This window comes from Streptomyces sp. NPDC053432, from assembly GCF_055585365.1.
On sequence record NZ_JBVJKF010000016.1, the window covers coordinates 30,073 to 49,742 of the forward strand.

The window sequence follows — 19,670 nt, forward strand, 5'->3', positions numbered from 1 at the left end:
TCCCGGGCCGGATGTCCACCCGGGAGGCCGGCTGTCCCTACCCCCGGCGCACGACGGGTCGTGCGAGCGGGCGTCTGCGGGGATGCTGGACTCATGAGCGAGTACCTACCGCCTCCAGCGGACGACGCAGGGGCGGTGACGATCGGTGTGGAGGAGGAGTTCTTCCTCATCGACCCCGATACCCGCCTGGTCGTCGCGGCCGGTCCCGCTGTGGCCCGGCGTGCCGCGACCGAGGCAGGTGATCTGGTGACCGAGGAGTTCGCGCTGTGCCAGGTCGAGGGCCGGACACCGCCCTGCCGGTCGGCTGCGGAACTGCGCCGACACCTGGAGCGGGTACGCGGCGCACTGGTCGCGGCGGCCCGGTCCGAAGGGGTCCGGCTGTGCGCGTCGGGTACGCCCGTCCTGCAGGAGGCCGGGCCCGTCGCGGTGGCCGACCACCCGCGCTACCAGGCGGGCCGGGCTCAGTACCGGAGCATGATGGACGACTTCGCGATCAGCGCTCTCCATGTTCACGTGCACCTTCCCGACCGCCCGATCGCCGTGTTGACGGCCAACCATCTGCGGCCCTGGCTGCCGCTGCTGATCGCGCTGAGTGCGAACTCCCCGTTCGAGAGGGGCCGCGATACCGGCTACGCCAGCTACCGGTCGGTCATCCGCGGCCGTTTCCCCTGCCTGGGGCCGCCCCCGTACGCGGTGTCCTGGCAGGAGCACGAGCAGCTCGCCGAGACGATCGCCGGCACCGAAGCCATGCTGGACGCGGGCATGCCGTTCTGGGACCTGCGGCCCAACCCGCGGCTTCCCACTCTGGAGATCAGGGCGATGGACGTGCTGCAGGACCTGGATGACACCGTTGCCGTCGCCGTCCTGTTGCGCGCTCTGGTCGTCACCGCCGCCGGTCTGGCGCGGCGCGGTGACTGCGGGCCGGCCTGGCCCGGGGAGGTGCTGCGGGCGGCGTGCTGGAGGGCTGCCCGCGATGGTTGGAGCGGTGACTGCTTCGATCCGGTGACCGGCCGGTACAAGCCGGTCGCGAAGCTCGCCGAGGAGCTGACGGCCTTCGCGAGGCAGGCGCTGGAGGACGCCGGGGACCTGGGCGAGGTCACCGCGTTGTTCGGTCGCCTGGCAAGGCGCGGCGACGGCGCGGCCCGGCAGCGGACCTGGGCCGCGGGCGGCAGCGGCCGCGCCACGGTGGTGGACCACCTCGTCATGGCGACCGCCGGCCGCGATGGGGGGCGGGAGTGAGGTCAGCGGGCGGCGAGGGTGGTCACCAGGACGTCCCGGTGCCCCGGCCGGGCGGCGTCGTGCGGCTGCAGCGGGGAGACGGCGTGCCAGGTTGCCCGGTCGTCGCTCAGTAGCAGGCTCCCGGGTTCGCTGAGCGTGGCCGACGCGATCTCCAGGCCGTCGGCGTCGTACACGGTGCTGCGGCCTCCGGTCACGTTGCTGCGGCCGATGAGCAGCGAGGACACCAGGGTGACCCCGTCCTTGTGGCGGCCCTCGGGGGTGGGCTGGCCCAGGCTGTCTGGTTGCGCCAGGACTCGGAAGGGATGCACCCGGACGATCCACTGTCCTGTGTCGTCCAGACCGGAGGCGACCGCGCCGAGCAGCCGGATCAGGGCTTCCAGCGCGGGCTCGCCCGCGAACGACGGGGTAAGGGGTGCGAAACGGCGCTCGACGTCCACGTACAGCGGATTGCTGGCCTGGGGCTGCACGAAGGTCTCATGGGGGAGAGGGCTGATCTCGCCCGATCGCGACAGCAGGAACCGCCCGAAGCGGCGCAGTCGGCTCGTGCCCTGCTCGGCCGCGTAGGGATCCGCGATGAGATCCTCCCAGTGCCCTGCCAGCCGCTCCCAGTCTGCATGGTCCACGCCCAGGCACCGGGAGGTGACAGCCGCCTCCATCAGATGCCAGCCTGTGGCGGCAACGGCCGCACGCGCCTCCTCGACGGAAGCACTCACCGCGCCGGCGGTGCGACCGCCCCCACCGGCACTCGCCGTCTCCCGGCCGGGCTGTGGGCCTGCGCTCTCATGCTCCATGGGCACATGCTCGCCCGCGGTCCGCCATCCGGCATCCGCAGCGATTACGCACCGCCCGCCGCTCTGGGCTGCGGGGGCGGTGCACACGTGGATGGCGGGGTGGCGTGTGCTCCGAGTGGGTGGCTGCGGTCAGGGGTGCCCGGCTCGCCGGATCAGGGTTCCTTCCGCGTCTTGCGGCGCCGGCCTCATCCCATAGGCGGGCGGCGGTCCGCGTCCGGTCATGGGGCGCAGTACCAGACACGCGTCACGAAGCGCGGCGGTGCCACCAGTGCCGGCGTCGCGGGTGCACGGCGCGGCCCAGCCGCAGGCCGATCAGGAGGTAACCGAGCAGCGCCCCCGTGGTGTTGAGGATGACGTCGTCGATGTCGAAGACGCGTCCGGTGACGAGGGCGCCCTGGATCAGTTCCACCAGCGTCATCAGGCACACGGTCACCGCGGCGACCCTCAGCAGTCCGCGGGCGGGCGGCAGCAGGACGGGCAGGAGCACGCCGAACGGAACGCCCAGCAGCAGGTTGCCGCCCACCTGGCGGGCCGCCTCGACCGTCGACGCCCCCTCCAGGTAGGCGCCGATCGAGCGGCCGGGCCGGACATTGGCGTGCACGAGGTCCGCCGAGGCGGCGGAGGGTTCCAGGGTCAGCCGGGCCAGGACCACGCTGAACAGGACGGTTCCGGCGAAGGCGGCCAGCATGGCGAGGGCCCGTACGGCCGGGTGGGCGGGGCGGGCCGGGCTGGTCTTCGTACCGGTGTCCTGTCGGACCGCTTCCTGCGGCTCTTCGTCGCGCCGTCGCGCGTGGCTCCACGTCATGCGGGCGCGTCTACCCGGCGGGCGGACGGGTACGCGGGGCCGCGCGGGCGCATGTGCGCGGGCCCGCGAGGGCACGCGCACGGGGTGACCGACATCCCCCGCACCACTGCGCGGCAAGACGCTCCGCCCGCCGCCGCTTCCACCGCCCGCGCCCTCGCGGCGCGCACGCGCGCCGAGTTGCGGCGCACGGCCGTCCGCGTGTGGACGGACAACCTGGCCGACCACGCGGCCGCCCTCACCTACTACGCGCTGCTGGCGTTGCTGCCGGCGCTCGTCATCGCCGTCTCCGTCGTGGGGCTGCTGGGCGGGGCGCGGCGGGACCGGCTCATCGCCGACCTGACCGCCTACGCGCCGCCGCAGTCGGCGCAGGTGCTCCGCGAGGCGCTGGGCGCCATCCCCGATGGGCATTCCTCGATGTGGGCCCTGCTGCTCGGCGGAGTGGTGAGCGCGCTGTGGTCGGCGTGCAGTTACCTGGCGGTGTTCCGCCGTGCCCTGCACACGATGCACCGGGTGCCGGACACGCGGCGGCCGCTGCGTGCCGCGCACACCCTCGTCGTCCACGCGTCGCTGCTGCTGGTGCTGCTCGTCGTCGGCGCCGTGGGTCTGGTCGTGTCCGGGCCGCCGGCCCGGTGGGCCGCGCGGACCCTGGGGGCGGGCGAGGCCGTCGCGTTCCTGCGCTGGCCGGTGCTCCTGGTGGTGGTGACCCTTCTGGTGCTGGTCCTGTTCCGGACCGGGCCGGCCCAGAGCCGGGGCACCCGGCGGGGGCTGCCAGGCGGGGTGCTGGCGGCGCTCCTGTGGCTGGCCGCCTCGGGGCTCTTCACGCTGTACACGCAACTGGACACGTACGGCCGGCTGTACGGGTCGCTGGCCGGGATCGTGGTCTTCGTGATCTGGCTCTGGTTCGCCAATCTCGCGCTGGTCACCGGCGCTCAGTTCAACGCGGAACGGGCGCGGCGGCCGACGGCCGGGCCGCGGGCCTGAGGCCCCGCGGCCCGGCCGCCCCAGGGGCACTACTTCGTGCGGCGGGCGCGGCGGGCGCGGCGGGCGCGGCGGGCGAGCACGGCGGCCGTCAGGACGCCGGCGACGGTGGCCAGCGCGGTGCGGTTGGCCCGTGCCAGGGTCGCGGCCCGGCCGGCCCCGGCCCTGGCGGCGGGGAGGTCGCGGCGCCCGGCGAGCCGTCCGGCGCGGGCGGCGGTGTCCCGGACGCGCGTCGCGGTGCGGAGCGCCCCGGCGCGGACGGGCTCGGGGGTCTTGTCCTCCACGAGACGCCCGACGTGCACGGCCGTTTCCCTGAGGCGGCCGGTGGCGCGTATGACGTGCCTGCGGAGCTCCGCCGGGCCGGGGACGGACTTGTCGTTGGCGTGCGGTATCAGCGTCATGGCGGTGCCTCTCCTTGAAGTACGTGTTCTCGGGCGTGAGTTGTCGGCGTTCGGCTGTGTGCTGCGCGGGTACCCGGCGATGCCCGGATCACGCGCGCCGGGCCGCGACACGGCCCGTCAGCCCGGATCGGCGAGGACGGTCAGGGAGCTACTCCGTCCCGCACGACGGTGAGTGGGAGGTTTCGGTGAGGGAGGTGTATCCAGCCCTCGATCGCGGCCATGGCACGCTCCTCATCCGTGGTCGGCACGTAGGTCATCCCGCACGCTGTGGCCCGGGCTACGACCGCGGAGATCAGGGCGTCCAGGTCGTGGTCGCTGCGCCTGCACCGGTCGCGTACACGTTCGCCGAGGTTGAGGCTCAAGCCGTCGGCGAGGCCGGCAAGGATCCCGGCCCTCGCAGCAAGAGCGCCGGGCTTGGAGCCCTTGTAACTGCCCTGGCCGGCAAGCCCCCACTGGATCAGCGCGAACGCCGGGTAGACCTCGGCGACCGCGCCGGAGCCGTCGCGGGGAACAGAGGGGCCCGCCTCGGCCAGACGTTCCAACAGGTTTACTGCCCGCATGGCGACGATGCCCAGCTTGTCGGCAGCGACCGACAGGGGGCGCTGCTTCCCGGCCCCGGTGCGCTTCCAGGCCAGGTCATCGGTCAGACGATGGGTGAACGTGCCCAGCCCGTCAGGACCGCCCGGGTGAGGCATGTACCGGGACCGTACGGGCAGCTTCGTGCCGGCCTGGTGGGCGGCGAGCAGGGACATGAACGTCACCGGCCAGCCGACAGGCGAGTCCAGGCCGGTCTTGTCGGCACTGCGCATGGCCGCCAGCAGGTCTTCGTCGTTCCTGGCACTGAGCAGCTCGACGACGGGTTGCTCCGCCCAGGTGACGCGGCAGACCCCGGTCGTTCCGGAGTATCCGGCCAGGTCGATACCCACTGTCACCATGGGCGGGTCTGCGGCGGCGGTTCGGGTCCACTCGTCTGCGGTCATGAGCTCAACTTCGTTCTGCTTCCTTTCCGGATGAGCAAAGCCGGTAACAGGTCCGCGGGCAACTGCCTCGTCCGGCGCCGACCGGATACCCACGGCGAGGTCGTGGCGGGTGGCGTCGTGGACCTCGGGGTCGCGTTCGGCGCGTACACGAATGGCGCCGCTGCCGGACCTTCCTGCTGGGGTACGCCGACGGCGACGGCGACGGACAGATCAGCCGCAGCGAGTTCCACCAGGCCATGAACGGCGCGTACGGGGACAGCACCTGGAACGAGACCTCTTCCCGTCCATCAGGAAGCCTGGCGCGCTCAAGCCGACCGTGCAGCCAGAATTCGAGATCTGCATCTCACTGGGACAGGCGGTCCCAGAACGAGCACTGGTGCGCGGAATACGTGTCGACAGCGCGGATCCCGCCCGGTTCCGGAGCCAGTGACTGCACCCACGGCGCTTGAGGTGACGAAGCGCGGAGGGCGGGCCAGAGCGGGGCGTCGGTGGTGTTCGGGTTTCCGGTGCGGGCGAAGCTCGTCCAGTAGCCGACCATTCGGTCCGACAGGGCGCGCTGGCCTTCGTTCAGCGGTCGTTCGGTGGGGAACGGGGTGAACAGGAAGGGCATTTCGAAGCCGTGCGCCGCGCCGTAGGGGAAGTCCGGGTTCGCCGGCAGGCCGGCGAGGACGGGAGCGTGCGGATCGTTGAACTCGTAGCCGTAGAGGGAGAGGCCGGGGGCGTGCCCCGCGATGGCCCGGCCGGCTGCCAGCGTGGTGCACGTGAAGGACCGGTCGGTCAGCACCGACGCCCAGGCCAGCGCGGGAGAGGAGTGGCGGGCTGCCGGATACCGCGCCTCGACGGCCGGGGCCGCGGCCCCGAAGGCCTCCGCCAAGCGGGCTCGGTAGTCGTCCTCGGTGCGGATCGGGAACGCGGCGAGCGACAGGCCGACGAACATCCGCATCTCGTCGTGGTTGGTGCCCAGGATGACCGGCAGGCGGTGGAAGCGTCCCGACTCCAACGCCCGGGCAGGTGCCACGGGCAGCAGCCCGTTGCCGAAGGCGGGCCGGTTGAAGGACTGCATCAGCTGTGCGGTGGCGAGACGATCCGTGCTCCGCCCGCGCAGGCACGCCAGAACCTCCTCGCTTCCGCCCTCGGTACAGCCCAGTTGCCGGGCGGCTTCCGCGCCGGCCGTCTGCACATCGGCCTGTGAGGCAAACGGCTCGTACGCCGGTGTTCCGGGGGCGAGCGCGCCGCTCGGGAAGGAGGTGAAGCAGGAACCACTCTGGAGGACGGCCCGCTGGAAGAGTCCGGCGGCTGTCGGCGAGGTGAGGTGGGCACAGATGCTGAGGGCGCCCGCGGACTCACCGAACAGCGTGACACTGCGCGGATCTCCGCCGAAACGCCCGGCGTTCGCCCGCACCCAGCGCAGGGCGGCCTGCTGGTCCGCCAGGCCGAACGGCGGGGCGGCGCCCAACCCGGAGTGGCCGAAGTAGCCGAAGATCCCCAACCGGTAATTGACCGTGACGACGATGGCGTCACCCTGGACGGCGAGGCGTTCGGCGCTGTAGTCACTGCCGGAACCGCCCAGGAACGCACCGCCGTGCATCCACACCATCACGGGCCGCTTCCTCGCAGCCGGCTCGGCCGTGGGCACCGTGACGTTGAGGTAGAGGCAGTCCTCCGAACCGGTGACCCCGCTCGCACCCGGTGGCGGCATCTGCACGCACCGTTCAGCGGGCCTCGTCGCGTCCCGGACACCCTGCCACGCAGTGGCGGGCACGGGAGCACGCCAGCGCAGCGGTCCGGTCGGCGGCGCGGCGTACGGGATGCCGTCGAAGGTGGTGTGCGAGCCGTGGGACACGCCCCGTACCAGGCCCTGCTCCGTCCGTACGACCGTACGGTCCTGCCTCTGGGAGTCAGGGGACCCGGGGCCCGCGCCGGCCGCGGGTGGGGCGGTGGCCGACACCAGCGCCACCGCGCACAGCAGGGGGAGGAGCGCCGCGCGGAGTCCGGCCTTCCGGTACGGGCGCGGTGCTGACATGGGCGGGGGCATGAGTACCACCGTTCTTGGTCGGGGCGGAAGGGGACGGGAAGTCACGGAACGCAACGGGAGGCCATGGGAGGCCATGGCACGCGGCCACACCGGTCCAGGCGCGACGGCACGTAACCTGAGCTGCGAGAACGGTGCGGACCGACCCGCCGGCGATCAATACGCTAGAACCTCCCGCGCACTGGAGGTTCAAGGGACTGTGACGCAAGACACGTGGAGCATCGGTGAACTCGCGGCCGCAACGGGCCTTCCCGTCAAAACGCTCCGCTACTACTCCGACAGCGGTCTGCTGCCGGTGGCCGCTCGCAGCACCGGCGGTCATCGGCGCTACGGCCCCGAGGCCTGGGAGCGGATCCGGCTCATCAGACGCCTGCGGGCGCTGGACACCCCGATCGCGACGATCACCCAGGTGGTCACGGGGGAGCGCACACTCGGCGAACTGGTGGCGACCGAACTCGAAGCGGTGCAGGAGCGACTGTCCGAACTGCGGTGGCGCGAGGCCACGCTGAAGGCACTGGACGACTGCCCGGGCGAGGAACGGCTCCGGCGCCTGGAGATACTCTCCCGCGTGCAGCGGCTGCCGGAGGCGCACCGCACGCTCACTGATCACTGGTACCGCGCGCTGTCCGCGGCCATGCCCAAACCCCGACTCGACATCATGGTCGCCATGCTGGCCCCCGCCCCACCGCAGGACCCCGTCCCCGCCTCGGCCCTTGCCTACGCCGAGCTGCACCTGCTCATTTCCACGCCCGGTTTCACCCGCTGGACCCAGGACCACGACGAGGAGATGAGGGACGGCCCGGCCTTCTACGCGGAGATCGACGAAGCCGCCACGCTGACGGCCGCCGCTCTGGCCCAAGGCCTGGCGCCCGGTGCCGGTGACGCGGTGGACGCGTTCGTATCCGCACACGCGCGGGCCCGACGGGAGTCCGACACCCCCGCCTTCCGCGCACACCTCCACGGACTGGTGTCACGGTCATCCGGCTTCGACCCCCGACTGGAGCGGTACTGGGCCCTGGTCGGCACCGCGACGGGCGGGCGCGTGCTGAACATGACCGTGGCGCATCGATGGCTCACCGACGGCCTGTCCATGTCGATCGCCGCAACGGATACCCGGTAGTGCTGCGACCCCCGCCCACTCAGGCTCGAACGGCATCCGACCTGGTTGAAGACGAAGATGCTGTCAGCGATCATTCCCTCTGCCGGGGCCGGGGTCCCAGACCGTCCACCAGACGTGTGCGGGCCGCCGTGACTGCGGGAACTCGAACACCAGGTGGTGGGGTGTCGCCGGCGGCGCGGGCGCTGAAGCGGAGCAGGTTTCCCTCACCGTCGATCGACGCGACGTCGCCGGGCAAGCACAGCGGAGCGGTGAGACGTTCCGCAGGTCAGGAACTGGAAGTGACGCGCGGCCGGTGGGGCTGCGCGGTCCGATCCGGCATGCCGCCCGCCGCGCGACCGGGTGGCTCGCGATTTTCAATTGCCGGGCCCAGACGATCGTTCTAGGGTCGGGGCATCGAACGGCGTGTAGCTCAGTCAGTCAGAGCACCGGGCTTCCTACCCGGGGGGCGCAGGGGCGGAACCTGCCACGCCGGCTTATGAACGCGAACGCTGACCAGCAGCCTCCCACCGAGCGCGGCCGACCCGCCGGTGCGCCCGCAGCCGCGACGACCGGCCTGGCCACCACCTCGTCCTCGTACGCCGCAGGCGAGTTGGCACGTGCACTGCGCACCTCCCTCTCGCACGCCGATCCGGCCACCCGCGACCGCGCCCTCGGCCGGATGCGGAAATGGCGCGCGGTGCTCGCAGGCACGGCGGACGGCTCGCTCACCGTCGGTTCGCGCACGCCGGTCGCCGGCCTGCCCGCCTGGGTCACCCCCGAGGTCCTCCGCGGCGGATTCGCCACCGGAACGCCGGGCGCGGGCGGGCCCCTCGCGCCGTACGAAGCGGACGCCGCCCGCCGGGCCGGCGTCCCGGCCGACCGAGCGGTGCTCTTCGCGCACGCGCTGACGGAGCGGGGCCTCGAGGAACTGTGGGAACTGCTGGACACCGGCCGCTATGAGGTGTCCCTGCCCGAGGAGGCGGCCCTGCTCACCGTCGCCTGGCTGGTCCGTGCCGAAGACTTCGGCTCGGCCGCAGCCCTGGTGACGGAGCTTCAGCCGTTCGCCGACCGGCTGCGGTTCCTGCCCCGCCCGGCCGACCGGCCCGCCCCCGATACGAGCGCCGTGCACCGCCGCAGCGTCGGCGAGGTCTCGGACGCGCTGCGGGCCCGCGGGCCCAAGACCGCCATCGAGGTGCAGCGCGAAGCCCTCGGGGTGTGGCGGCCCTTCGACGACGAGCTCCTCGGCTACTGGCTGCAGCACGGCGAAGCGATCGCTCCCGTCCGTACCGCAGCGGTTCGTCCCGGACCGGAGCACATGCCCGGCCCCGGCCCGGCCGCTCCCCGGTCCGGCCGTGGTGGCGGCGACGCGCGCGCAGAGGCGGCCGCCCTGCTGGAGCGCTACCGCGCCCTCGCCGCGGTCCACACACAGTGCCGCAAGCACCGCGACCCGAAGTCCAACACGGGCATCATGCTGCGGGCCCTGGAGGAGGCCGCCGCAGGTCGCCCGCTCGAGCCCCGGCTCGCCGGGCTGCTGCGCCACGCCATCACCTCGGTCATCGCCAAGCGGGGCCTGCCCGGTTCGGAGCGGCACGCCCGGCTGCGCGCCGAGCAGGCGCGCCAGGCGGCCCTGCCGGCGCACCACGAGATCGCCGCCGCCGTGGCGGACCGTCTCACACCGCTGGACCAGCGCGCCGGCACGCCCGACGTCGAGGGGCTGCTGGCACCGGTTACGGAGACGGAGGAAGACGGGACCGGCCTGCCCGCCGGAACCGTTGTCCCGCCGCGTCTGCGGCAGGTGGTCCGTACCGCGCTCAGCGCCCCGCCGGAGGAACTCGTCGCGCGCGGCCTGGTGCCGTCCGCGGAGGTGCTGGCCGAGCTCGTTCCGCAGCTGGTCGCCAACGCCACCGCACAGCGCTACGCCGACCCCGCCCTGCGCACGCTCGTGGCGGCCACGTACCGGGCGTTCCGCAACCGGCGTTCGCTGCTGCTGCTCAACCTGGCGCACCAGGTACGGGTGGACGAGCTGCCCTGGATGCGCGCGGTCGCCGGCCACGGCAGCGACGCCGATGGGGAGGAACGGGCGCGGGCGGCCGCGAAGGCCGCGCTGCGCCGCCTCGGAGACCTGGCCGTCGGTGCGTTCCCCGGAACGCTGCTGCCGAACCCGCTGGTGCGCGAGATGTCCCACCTGGCACGCCGGGCCGACCTCTCCGCGCCGTTCACCGAGGAGCTCGCGGCCGACATTTTCATGGGGACCTTCAGTTCGAAGTTCCTGACCGCCGCGCGCGTCGCGGCCGACCTCCTGGAGGGCAGCCTCTACACCCGCTACTACGGGATCGACTGCCCCGCGGTACGCAACATGGCGGTGGTGCACGCCGCAGACGGCCTCGGCCGGACGGGACCGGCCCGGACGGCACCCGCGTTCGATCGGCTGTGCGCGGATCGGGCCGGTACGGACACGGCCCGCTCCTGGTCGCCGGCCGGCAACGGCACGGTCATCGAGCAGGCGCAGATCCTGACCACCCACAACCTGGCCGTCCTGGTGCGGCACGCGGCCATCGCCCCGGAGGCGGGCTGGGAGGCCCTGGCCGAGGAGGGCTTCGCGGTGGTGTGCCGCCTCGTCGCCCGCGTCCACGGTCACCCGCGCCCGCTCGGCACCATCAAGGACGCGGCATACGCCTGGCGGCAGACGCTGTTCTTCCTGTCGCTGTGCCCGCCCGCCCGGCAGGCCGCGCTCGTCCAGCGGATGGCGACGGAGGCCGCCGCGCGGCCGTGGCACACGGCCGCCCGGCTCGCCCCGGTGATCGCCGGACTGCGGCTGGTCGCGGGCGGCGGCGCCTTCGACGCCGACGGCACCGCACTCGGCGGTCTGGCGCGCCGCTTCCAGGGCTGGACCACCACCGGTCACTGGATGGGCTCGGCCGTCCGCTGACCGGCCGAGGCCGACCGAGCGGTCCCGGCATGGTTCGAAGGGCAGGGGGCCCGAGCCCGCCGTCGGCCCTTCGGCGGTGCACCACAGGCGCCGCTGCCTCCACCCCCACCGTCGGCCGCGGCACCCGGATGAAGGGGTCGTGCCGATGTCAGCCAGGCATGGCGGCCCGGTGCCCTCGGTCGGTCATGCCCGCAGGTAAGTGAGGACGGCCAGGACCCTGCGATGGGTCTTGTCCGTCGGAGGCAGGTCCAGCTTGGTGAGGATGTTGCCGATGTGCTTGCCGATCGCCGCTTCGGAAACCACCAACTCCTCGGCGATCGCGCCGTTGGACTTGCCTTCGGCGATCAGTGCCAGCACCTCGCGTTCGCGCGGGGTGAGCTGCTCCAGCGGATCGCGGCGGCGGCGCAGCAACTGGCGTACCACCTCGGGGTCGACCACCGTCCCGCCGTCCGCCACCCTGTGCAGCGCTTCCACGAACTCTTCGACCTGGCCGACCCGGTCCTTGAGCAGGTAGCCGACGCCTGATCCATCGCCGGAGTCCAGGAGTTCCGCGGCGTACGTCCGCTGCACGTACTGGCTGAGCACCAGGACCGGGAGAGTGGGGCGTTTCTCGCGCAGCCGCACGGCCGCGTGCAGCCCTTCGTCCTGGAAACCGGGCGGCATACGTACGTCCGTCACCACGATGTCGGGGGAGTGTTCCTCGACAGCGGCCATCAGTGCCCGTGCGTCCCCGACGGCCGACACCACCTCGTGGCCGCAGCGGCTGAGCAGGCCGATCAGTCCCTCTCGCAGCAGCACGCTGTCTTCGGCCAGCACTACGCGGAGCGGTCGGCCGCCTCGGTCAACTCGCAAGGAAACTCCACACGCAACAGAGTCGGTCCACCCGGTGGACTGGTCAGGGCAAGTCTGCCATCCAGGACCGATACCCGGTCCGCGAGACCGGTGAGGCCGCTGCCCGCCGAGGGGTCCGCGCCGCCGCGGCCGTCGTCACGCACTTCGAGGAACAGACGTCCGTCGCGATGGCCACCCCTCACCTGCGCGCGCTGGGCCCTGCTGTGCTTGGCGACGTTGGCCAGTGCCTCGCAGACCACGAAGTACGCTGCGGACTCGACGGCCTCGGCCGGCCGGGCCGGCAGGTCGAGGTCGACGTCGACGGGGACCACACAGCGGTCGGCGGCATCGCTGACCGCGGCGTGCAGGCCGTAGTCCGTGAGGACCTTGGGATAGACGCCCTGAATGAGTTCGCGCAGTTCCGCCAGCGCCTCCACCGCCTCCTCGTGCGCCCTGGTGAGCTGATCGGCGAGCGGGCCGGGCGGGGCATCTAGGCGGGCCAGCCCGAGGGCCATCGTCATGGCCACAAGCCGCTGTTGGGCGCCGTCGTGCAGATCCCGCTCGATACGCCGCCGCTCGGCCTCGAAGGCATCCACCAACCGCGCGCGGGAGCGAGCCAGTTCGATCACCTGCGCATCGAGCTCGCCCTCGCGGGAGGCGATCAGGAGCCGCGCCAGCGCTGCGCGGGCGCCCGCCGTGGCGCCGAGCACATACGCGCCCAGGACCATCAGGAGCAGGCCCGCTACGGCGACGCCGAACGCGGTCGGCCATGTGGTGACCGTCCAATGCTTGAGCACCTTCGCCTCGTGGCCGCCGCCGACCGTGGCCATCAGCAGCGGGGTGGCCACCATCGACAGCGGGCAGAACAGGGCGACCGTGACGGCCAGGGCGTCGACCGGCCAGAGCACCCCCGCGAACAGCAGCGCGTACCCGAGCTCCCGCCAGGTTCCCTGTTCGCGCAGTCGGGTGGTGAGCCAGGCCCACAGCCCCGGCGCGGCCGGCACCCGGTGCCGACTCGACACCGGGTTGCGGTCGATCAGACGCAGCCTGCACCGCTCCACCCAGGCCACCGGTATCCCGCCGAGGGCCACCAGAACGAGCAGGGGCAGCCCCACCAGGACGATGGCGAGCGCGCCGCAGACCGCTGCCACCGTAACGATCCCCATCAAGGCGGCGACGCCGGTCACCACGCCGGTGAGCAGATAGGCGGTGGCGCGCCAGGGCCAGGCCGACAGCAGGAAGCCCGGACGGGACATGGCCTGCCACACGTTTCGCGAGTGCATGTGCATGACCGTAAGCGGCCCCACCGGTCCGCTGCCATCGGTCCACACCCCGTATCGGGGGTGGGCCTGGCACTACCCCAAGTCTCGTTCGGGCCGTACTGCGTCACGCGGGCCTTCCGCTGTTTCGTGGAGGGACCGAACGAGCCAAGGAGCAGACAGTGGTGAGGGAAGACTTGAGCAACGACGCGATCCGATTGCGCGCGGTGACCCGGCGGTACGCCTCGGGCGGTCCGTCCGTCACCGCTCTCGACGAGGTGTCGCTCGCCTTCCCGAGGGGGACGTTCACCGCCGTGATGGGCCCGTCCGGGTCCGGCAAGTCGACCCTGCTGCAGTGCGCCGCGGGCCTTGACCGGCCCACGTCCGGCTCGGTCACCGTGGGCGACACCGAGTTGACCGGGCTGAGCGAGACCAAACTGACCCTGCTGCGCCGCGAGCGCATCGGCTTCGTGTTCCAGGCGTTCAACCTGCTGCCCTCGCTGACCGCCGAACAGAACGTCGCCCTGCCGCTGCGGCTGGCCGGCCGCCGCCCGAAGAAGGTCCAGGTGCGCGGGGTGCTCGAACAGGTCGGACTCGGCGACCGTGCGCGGCACCGCCCGACGGAGATGTCCGGCGGCCAGCAGCAGCGGGTTGCCCTGGCCCGCGCCCTGATCACCCGCCCCGAAGTGCTGTTCGGCGACGAGCCGACCGGCGCGCTCGACTCGCGGACCAGCCATGAGGTGCTGACCCTGCTGCGCGGCATGGTCGACCGGGAGGGTCAGACGACCATCATGGTCAGCCACGACCCCGTTGCGGCCTCCTACGCCGACCGCGTCGTCTTCCTCGTCGACGGCCGGGTCAACGGTGAGCTGACCGGTGCCTCCGCCGAGGACATCGCGGCGCGCATGACCAAGCTCGAGGCGGCGCCGTGCTGAGCACCACGCTGCGCACCATGCGCACCCGCTGGGTCACCTTCGTCGGCAGTTTCGTCGCCCTCTGCCTGGGCGTGGCGCTGATCGCCGTCATGGGGCTGGCCCTGGCCTCCTCGCTGGACGCTCCCGACCGGGGGCCGGAACGGTTCGCCGCCGCGCCGGTCGTCGTCAAGGGCCAAGACACCCTCGCGGTGCCCACCGCCACCGGCGACCGCACCCGCAGGCTCGCGCAGCCGCGCGCCGTACCCGACGACGCGGTCGCGAAGCTGCGGGACCTCGGGACCGTCGTCGAGGACCGGTCGTTCGCCGTGCGGGCCGAGGGCGGCCCCGCCGATCTGGTGGCGCACCCCTGGTCCACGGCGGCCTTCGCGCCGTACCACCTGGCCGCAGGACGCGCGCCGGTGGCCGCGGACGAGGTCGTCGTCAGTGGCGACTGGGCCCGTCCGGGCCTCCGCGTGCGGACCGACGGCGGCACGGTGCACGTGGTCGGCACGGTGGCCGGGCGCGGCTTCGAGAACGCCGTGTTCTACACCGACACCCGCGCCGCCGAACTGTCGCCGCGCAGCCTCCAACTCGTTGTCGACGCCGACGCGGCGGCCGTGCGCGAGGCGGTACGCGGCAGCGAAGGCGTACGGGTCCTCACCGGGGACGCGCGCCGGTACGCCGACGCCGACCCCGACCGGGACGCCGAGGCCCTCACCGCGATGAACGCCTTGTTCGGCACGGCCGGCGGCGTCACCGGGTTCGTGTCGGTGTTCGTGGTGGCTTCGACCTTCGCGTTCGCGGTGGCCCAGCGACGCCGCGAGTTCGGGCTGCTGCGCGCCGCCGGGGCGACCCCGGGACAGATCCGCCGCATGGTCGTCCACGAGGCCCTAGCGGTCGGTGTGCTCGCCTCGGCCGCCGGCTGTGTGCTCGGTTCCTACGGGGCTCCGAGGCTCGCCGCGTGGGCGGTCGACGAGAGCCTCGCGCCCCGCTGGTTCACCATCGGCGACTACACCTGGCCCTACCACCTGGCGTTCTGGACGGGCCTGTTCGTGGCCCTGTGCGGTGTGATGGCCGCGTCCAGGCGGGCCGGGCGCATCGGTCCCACCGAGGCACTGCGGGAGGCGTCCGTAGACACCCGGCCGATGACACGGGGCCGCCGGCTGTTCGGAGCGGCCCTGCTGGTCACCGCCGCGGCGACGCTGGCCCTGGCCCTGGTGACGGACCCGGGGGACCTGCTGCATCGCAAGACCTACGTGAGCCGGCCGATGCTGCTGATCACCGCGGTCGCGTTGCTCGCGCCGGCGCTGGTGCGGCCTCTGGCCCGGCTGATCGCCTGGTTGCCGGCCCAACTGCCGGGCGCCTGCGGGATGCTGGTGCGGGAGAACGCCGCCGCCGGGGTACGCCGCACCGCTGCCGTCGCGGCGCCTGTCCTGGTCACCGTGGCGCTGACGGGCTCACTGCTCGGCGCCACCGCCACCCTCAACGAGGCGAAGGCCACCGAGGTGCGCGAGCGGACGGCTGCCGACTTCGTGGTCACTGCGGGGGGCAGCGCCGGCTTCGACGAGGCGACGCTGCAGCGGCTTCTGGCCGTGCCCGGCGTGCAGGCCTCCGCGAGCTCGTCGACCGCCGTGTACGTGTTGGAGGACGGCGTGGCGCTCATCAGGTCCGATGCCAGGGCCCTCGAGCCGGAACCGCTCGTGGCAACGGCGCGTCTGCCGCTCGCCGCGGGGAAGGCGAGCGACCTGGACGACGACTCGATCATCGTCAACGAGGAGTGGGAGAAGCACACCGTGGGCGAGCGGGTGGACGTATGGCTCGGTGACGGCACGCGGAAATCCCTGAGGATTGCCGCGGTCATGACCATCGGCACAGGCAACAACGGCGTCTACGTCACCCCGCGCAACGCCCCCGCGGCGTCGGTCGACCGGGTCGACGTACGCCTCGCGGACCATGCCGACCCGGGCACCGTGGCCGCCGGTCTGCGTCAGGCGGTACGGGCGTCGGGCGGGAAGGTCCTCACGAGGGACGCCTGGGTGCGGGCGACGTACCCCGAGACCAACCGGACGACCCGGATGGGCTTCTTCCTGGTCCTGGGGATCGCTCTCCTCTACACCGGCATCTCGCTGGCCAACACGATGGTCATGGCGACCTCCGACCGCGTCCGCGAGCTGGCGGTGCTACGGCTGGCCGGTGCCACCAGATGGCAGGTGCTGCGGCTGGTGGCCGCCGAGGCGCTGATGGTCGTCATCGTCGGCGGACTGCTGGGAGCGCTGGTCGCCGGTCTCAACCTGGTGGGCATGTGGAGCGCGCTGGGTCTGCTCTCGGTGTGGACGTCCATCGAGATCCCGTGGGCGACGCTCGGGGCGGCCCTGGGTACCTGCGCGGTACTCGCCGTCATCTCGGCGGTCGCTCCGGCCGGCCTCTCCTTGCGCCGTGGGGCGGTCGAACTGGCGGGCGTACGCGAGTGACCTCCGCTTCCGGCACCGGCCGGCCCGGACGCAACCTCCCTGACGGGGCCGTGCATCCTGACGCCGGGGTCCCGCGCGACCCCGGCGTCAGGGGGGGACATCAGCAGGTGACGGCGACCTCGTGGACGACCGGGTTGGCGAGCCAGGGGAACGAGGCCACGCCGAAGGAGGCGCGGACGGTCGACCCGCAGGGGGCGGTGACGACCTGGCCGCGCACCTCGACGGTCGACGCGGTGAAGATGACGGGCAGTTCGCGCGCGACGGACGAGCCGCTGCCGACGACCTCCACCGACAGAGTCGTGAACAGCTGCTTCGGCTCGGGGGCCGGGCTGCCCGGGGAGGGCGGGCCGGCGAGTCCGACCCTGCCGAAGAACTCGATGGTGGTGCCGGTGACATCGGCGCACGCCCGGGTGGCCAGACCTGCCTGGAGGCCGGAGCTGCCGCAGGTGGTAACCGTCTCCGCGGCGGCCGCGGGGGCGGCGGCGAAGGCGGGGGTGGTCGTCAAGACGGTCAGGCCTGCGACACCGGCGGCAAGAAGGGCCAAGCGGTTCATCGGGAATCTCCCCATCGTCATGGATCACCGCCGGCGGACCCCACCGACGGTTCTTGTGTCATGTGATATTTCACATGACACAAGAACCTAAGGTGATCACGAGCTGAACCGTTCGAGCCCGCCCCGTGACACCTTCCCTCGGCATCGCCGCTGCGAGCGAGCCCGTGGCGCGGTCCGCTCACTGCCTGCCTCGCCCGGGGCGCTCACCTCCGTCGGCAGCCTCCTGCACGACACCACCGTCTCGCCCCAACGCAGCGGATCACGGCAGGCGCCGCTCCCGACACCGTACGGGCCCCCGACCTGGGGAGATGAGCAGGGCCCTGTTATCGTGCGCCGATGTCAACGATCAAACAGTTCCAAGTGACCTTCGACTGCGCGGAGCCTGCGCGCCTCGCCGCCTTCTGGTGCGAGGTGCTGGGGTACGTCGTGCCGACGGTCCCGGAGGGATTTTCCACGTGGGAGGAGTACCACCGCTCGCTGCCGCCCGAGGACGAGGTCTACTTCGCGTGCGCTGATCCCTCGGGTGTGGCTCCGCGCCTGCTCTTCCAGCGAGTTCCCGAAGGCAAGGTCGTCAAGAACCGGGTGCATCTCGATGTGCGGGCCGGCGCCGGGCTCGTGGGTGAGGAGCGCCTGGCCACACTCGAGGCCGAATGCGCACGGCTGATGGCGCTCGGCGCGAAACACGTCCTGACGCAGCGCGCCGATGGCGTCAACGAGTCCTGCATCACGATGCAGGACATCGAGGGCAACGAGTTCTGCCTCGCCTGATTCTCACCCGAGACTGCGAAGTGGAAAGCCGTCCCCGGCCTTCGGGAACCAAGGACTGTGCGCCCCGCGGGCGCGTACCCGGGTACGGACGAGGCGAGGGCGGGGTCGCCCGGATGACAGCGCCAATCCGCCCGCGCGCCAATCCGCCCGCGGCCCTTGGCCCGTCGCGCAGGCGGGCGGCGACGTCCTTGGCAAGGCCGAGCAGGACTCGGCGGTGCTCGACGGGGTTCAGGACGTCGTGCCGTGGGCGGTTCCGGGTCATGGCCGGCGCCCGCGGCTCTCTCCGCCGTCGGTCGGCGAGGTCGTGAGGGGCGGCCGCGCCGCGCTATCGCACGCCGAGTGTGGTGATGCGGCGCAGCGGGGAGAGGGCGGTGGGAAGCCAGGCGCAGGCCAGGGCGGCCGCTGCGACGGTGAGGGCGGTGCGGGTGTCGGTGAGGGCGGCGAGGGTGCCTGCGGTCGTGGCGCCGAGTGCGACGGCGCCGGTGAAGAAGACGCGCATGGTGCCGTTGACCCGGGCCAGGAGGTGGTTCGGGGTGGCCTGCTGACGGAAGGTCATCATCAGCACGGAGTCGAAGCCGATCTTGAGCATGATCAGTGCCCAGGCCAGGGCGGCGAGCGGCGCGGGGACAGGGTGGCCGAGCAGGGGGAGGGTCAGCGCGAGGGGAGCCACGGCGATGCCGACCAGCACGGCGGCGCGGCCCGCGCCGAGCCGGCGGGCCAGCCGGACCGCGCTCAGCGCGCCGGTCAGTCCGCCGATGCCGCCGGCGCCCAGGAACAGGCCCAGTTCACCTTCGCTCCAGCCCAGTTCGGTCAGGGTCAGGACGGGCAGCAGGGTCGTCACCCCGGCAATGCCGATGTTGACCAGGGATCCCGACAGCAGTACGGCGCGCAGGACCGGTCGGCGGGCGACGAAGGCCAGGCCCTCGGTGATCTCCCGTCCCAGTGGCCGACGCGGGGCCGTGGCCGAGGCGGTCGGGTGCTCGCGCAGAACGAGAGCGGACAGCCAGGCCGCGGACCACAAGTAGCCGACGGCCATGGCCAGAAGCACGGTGGGCGGGCTCAGCAGTCCGGCGGTCCAGCCGGCCAGCGGGGGTGCGGCGATCACCGCTGTCTGGGTGAGAGTGGCCAGGCGGGCGTTGGTGGGGGCGAGCAGCGCGCCGGGGGCGAGGTCCTTGACCAGGCTCTGGGTGGCCAGGTCGAAGAAGACGGTCGCCGTCCCCTGCACCGTCACGACGGCCAGCAGGTGGACCATGGTCAGTGCGTGGCACCAGTAGGCGACCGGGACGGTCGCCAGCGCCGACGCGCGCACCAGGTCGGCCGCGACCATCACGGGCCGCCGTGGCACCCGGTCCAGCCACGCGCCCACCGGCAGACCCAGCAGCACGAACGGCAGCGTCATTGCGGTGCGCAGCAGCGCGGTTGCCGAGGCGCCCGCGTGCAGCGCCGTCACCGCCGTCAACGGGACGGCCACCTGGCCGATCTGGGCGCCCCACAGGGCGACCCCGGAGGCGGTCAGGTACCGGGCTCGGTCCCGCCCCGAGACAGCGGGCGGGCGGCTGTTCGAGGGGGCCGGCGCGGCGGAGGGCTTGTCGATCATGTCGGTCATGGCAGGAAGCCTCG

General features: G+C 72.8%; 16 protein-coding genes and 1 tRNA gene. 8 read left to right on the forward strand and 9 right to left on the reverse strand.

The window, feature by feature from the left end; translation table 11 throughout:
• The first annotated feature begins 93 nt into the window (after positions 1–93).
• On the forward strand, positions 94–1,239 hold the full coding sequence (locus ACZ6Y1_RS24665; RefSeq protein WP_469633674.1) for a carboxylate-amine ligase: 1,146 nt from the start codon (positions 94–96) through the stop codon (positions 1,237–1,239).
• A 2-nt stretch (positions 1,240–1,241) separates the two neighbouring features.
• On the opposite strand, the gene ACZ6Y1_RS24670 is transcribed toward ACZ6Y1_RS24665, so the two are convergent.
• On the reverse strand, positions 1,242–1,862 hold the full coding sequence (locus tag ACZ6Y1_RS24670; protein WP_469633677.1) for a 2OG-Fe dioxygenase family protein: 621 nt from the start codon (positions 1,860–1,862) through the stop codon (positions 1,242–1,244).
• 412 nt (positions 1,863–2,274) lie between these two features.
• Positions 2,275–2,835, reverse strand: coding sequence for a VanZ family protein (locus ACZ6Y1_RS24675; RefSeq protein WP_469633680.1), 561 nt, complete (start codon positions 2,833–2,835; stop codon positions 2,275–2,277).
• 93 nt (positions 2,836–2,928) lie between these two features.
• Between ACZ6Y1_RS24675 and ACZ6Y1_RS24680 the strand changes: the two genes are divergently transcribed.
• Positions 2,929–3,816, forward strand: coding sequence for a YihY/virulence factor BrkB family protein (locus ACZ6Y1_RS24680; protein WP_469634055.1), 888 nt, complete (start codon positions 2,929–2,931; stop codon positions 3,814–3,816).
• 29 nt (positions 3,817–3,845) lie between these two features.
• Here the strand turns inward: ACZ6Y1_RS24680 and ACZ6Y1_RS24685 are convergent, their stop codons facing one another.
• From ACZ6Y1_RS24685 to ACZ6Y1_RS24695, 3 genes are all read right to left on the reverse strand, one after another.
• Complete coding sequence (locus ACZ6Y1_RS24685) at positions 3,846–4,214, reverse strand: DUF3618 domain-containing protein (protein ID WP_469633683.1); 369 nt, start codon at positions 4,212–4,214, stop codon at positions 3,846–3,848.
• 140 nt (positions 4,215–4,354) lie between these two features.
• Positions 4,355–5,194: a DUF429 domain-containing protein gene (locus ACZ6Y1_RS24690; protein WP_469633685.1), complete on the reverse strand. Its 840-nt coding sequence runs from the start codon at positions 5,192–5,194 to the stop codon at positions 4,355–4,357.
• 343 nt (positions 5,195–5,537) lie between these two features.
• Positions 5,538–7,217, reverse strand: a complete 1,680-nt coding sequence (locus tag ACZ6Y1_RS24695) for a carboxylesterase/lipase family protein (RefSeq protein WP_469633688.1) — start codon at positions 7,215–7,217, stop codon at positions 5,538–5,540.
• 208 nt (positions 7,218–7,425) lie between these two features.
• Here ACZ6Y1_RS24695 and ACZ6Y1_RS24700 point away from each other — a divergent pair, with 208 nt between their 5' ends.
• The 3 genes from ACZ6Y1_RS24700 (at position 7,426) to ACZ6Y1_RS24710 (ending at position 11,254) form a co-directional block, all read left to right on the forward strand.
• Complete coding sequence (locus tag ACZ6Y1_RS24700) at positions 7,426–8,346, forward strand: MerR family transcriptional regulator (protein WP_469633691.1); 921 nt, start codon at positions 7,426–7,428, stop codon at positions 8,344–8,346.
• Positions 8,347–8,744: 398 nt separating this feature from the next.
• Positions 8,745–8,818, forward strand: a tRNA-Gly gene (locus tag ACZ6Y1_RS24705).
• A 3-nt stretch (positions 8,819–8,821) separates the two neighbouring features.
• Complete coding sequence (locus ACZ6Y1_RS24710) at positions 8,822–11,254, forward strand: hypothetical protein (RefSeq protein WP_469633694.1); 2,433 nt, start codon at positions 8,822–8,824, stop codon at positions 11,252–11,254.
• Positions 11,255–11,437: 183 nt separating this feature from the next.
• Here ACZ6Y1_RS24710 and ACZ6Y1_RS24715 read toward each other — a convergent pair whose 3' ends face one another.
• Both ACZ6Y1_RS24715 and ACZ6Y1_RS24720 read right to left on the reverse strand, forming a co-directional pair.
• Complete coding sequence (locus tag ACZ6Y1_RS24715) at positions 11,438–12,070, reverse strand: response regulator (protein WP_469633697.1); 633 nt, start codon at positions 12,068–12,070, stop codon at positions 11,438–11,440.
• Entirely contained in the window at positions 12,070–13,368 is a 1,299-nt protein-coding gene (locus ACZ6Y1_RS24720) for a sensor histidine kinase (RefSeq protein WP_469633700.1), read from the reverse strand. The genes ACZ6Y1_RS24715 and ACZ6Y1_RS24720 overlap by 1 nt, the downstream gene beginning before the upstream one ends.
• A 173-nt stretch (positions 13,369–13,541) precedes the next feature.
• On the opposite strand from ACZ6Y1_RS24720, the gene ACZ6Y1_RS24725 reads away from it, so the two are divergent.
• Positions 13,542–14,279 (forward strand): ABC transporter ATP-binding protein, encoded by a 738-nt coding sequence (locus ACZ6Y1_RS24725; protein WP_469634058.1) that lies wholly within the window; start codon positions 13,542–13,544, stop codon positions 14,277–14,279.
• On the forward strand, positions 14,273–16,729 hold the full coding sequence (locus tag ACZ6Y1_RS24730) for an ABC transporter permease (RefSeq protein ID WP_469633703.1): 2,457 nt from the start codon (positions 14,273–14,275) through the stop codon (positions 16,727–16,729). Before ACZ6Y1_RS24725 ends, ACZ6Y1_RS24730 begins: the two co-directional genes overlap by 7 nt.
• 100 nt (positions 16,730–16,829) lie before the next feature.
• Here the strand turns inward: ACZ6Y1_RS24730 and ACZ6Y1_RS24735 are convergent, their stop codons facing one another.
• Positions 16,830–17,282, reverse strand: a complete 453-nt coding sequence (locus ACZ6Y1_RS24735) for a hypothetical protein (protein WP_469633706.1) — start codon at positions 17,280–17,282, stop codon at positions 16,830–16,832.
• 336 nt (positions 17,283–17,618) lie between these two features.
• Here ACZ6Y1_RS24735 and ACZ6Y1_RS24740 point away from each other — a divergent pair, with 336 nt between their 5' ends.
• Entirely contained in the window at positions 17,619–18,050 is a 432-nt protein-coding gene (locus tag ACZ6Y1_RS24740) for a VOC family protein (RefSeq protein ID WP_469633709.1), read from the forward strand.
• Between the two features lie 325 nt (positions 18,051–18,375).
• On the opposite strand, the gene ACZ6Y1_RS24745 is transcribed toward ACZ6Y1_RS24740, so the two are convergent.
• The gene (locus tag ACZ6Y1_RS24745) at positions 18,376–19,656 is read right to left on the reverse strand and encodes an MFS transporter (RefSeq protein ID WP_469633712.1); all 1,281 of its coding nucleotides are present in this window, start codon (positions 19,654–19,656) and stop codon (positions 18,376–18,378) included.
• Positions 19,657–19,670 lie beyond the last annotated feature (14 nt).